This window comes from Vibrio sp. Vb0304 (assembly GCF_033338995.1).
GTDB lineage: Bacteria > Pseudomonadota > Gammaproteobacteria > Enterobacterales > Vibrionaceae > Vibrio > Vibrio alginolyticus.
In genome coordinates this window covers 1-1,000 of record NZ_JAWOTT010000404.1, presented here as the reverse complement: position 1 = coordinate 1,000, position 1,000 = coordinate 1, and the positions used below count along the sequence as shown (strand labels likewise).

The 1,000-nt window shown below is 48.8% G+C and carries 1 protein-coding gene; it reads left to right on the top strand.

Translation table 11 applies throughout. The annotated features are described in order from the left end of the window. Window positions 1-1,000, top strand: a 1,000-nt coding sequence (gene fliM, locus R7P35_RS26560) for a flagellar motor switch protein FliM (RefSeq protein WP_318093484.1), incomplete at both ends; no start/stop codon positions are given.

Genomic DNA, 1,000 nt, shown 5'->3' with positions numbered 1-1,000 from the left:
TGCACGGGGTTGATGATGTCGATGACATTGATGAGCCCTTAGATAACGACACGGAAGGTGCCGTCAGTTTTGATTTCTCGTCTCAAGACAGGATTGTCCGTGGTCGAATGCCAACGCTCGAACTGATTAACGAGCGTTTTGCACGACACATGCGGATCAGTCTGTTTAACATGCTGCGCAAAACGGCCGAAGTGTCGATCAACGGCGTACAGATGATGAAGTTTGGCGAGTACCAAAATACGTTGTACGTGCCAACCAGTTTGAACATGGTTCGCTTCCGTCCTCTTAAAGGTACGGCATTGATTACCATGGAAGCACGTCTTGTCTTCATTCTGGTAGAAAACTTCTTTGGTGGCGATGGCCGCTTCCACGCCAAAATCGAAGGCCGTGAATTTACGCCAACTGAGCGTCGCATTATCCAGCTACTGCTGAAAATCGTGTTTGAAGACTACAAAGAAGCGTGGTCGCCAGTCATGGGCGTCGAGTTCGAATACCTCGATTCTGAAGTAAACCCAAGCATGGCAAACATCGTGAGCCCGACCGAAGTGATTGTCGTGAGCTCATTCCATATTGAAGTGGATGGCGGTGGCGGTGACTTCCATGTCGTAATGCCGTATTCCATGGTCGAGCCAATCCGCGAGTTGCTCGATGCTGGTGTTCAGTCGGACAAGATGGAAACCGACGTACGTTGGAGTTCAGCGCTGCGCGAAGAGATCATGGACTGTCCGGTGAACTTCCGAGTGAATTTGCTGGAAAAAGACATATCGTTGCGCGATTTGATGGAACTGCAACCAGGCGACATTATTCCGATTGAAATGCCTGAGCACGCAACTATGTTCATCGAAGATTTACCGACTTACCGCGTAAAAATGGGTCGCTCTGAAGACAAGCTTGCAGTGCAAGTCTCTCAAGAGATTGAACGACCACACGTAGTGAAAACTGATTTAGCCTTCTTGGGCAAAGACATCATGTCTGAGCTTGAGAATGACGATGATAGAGA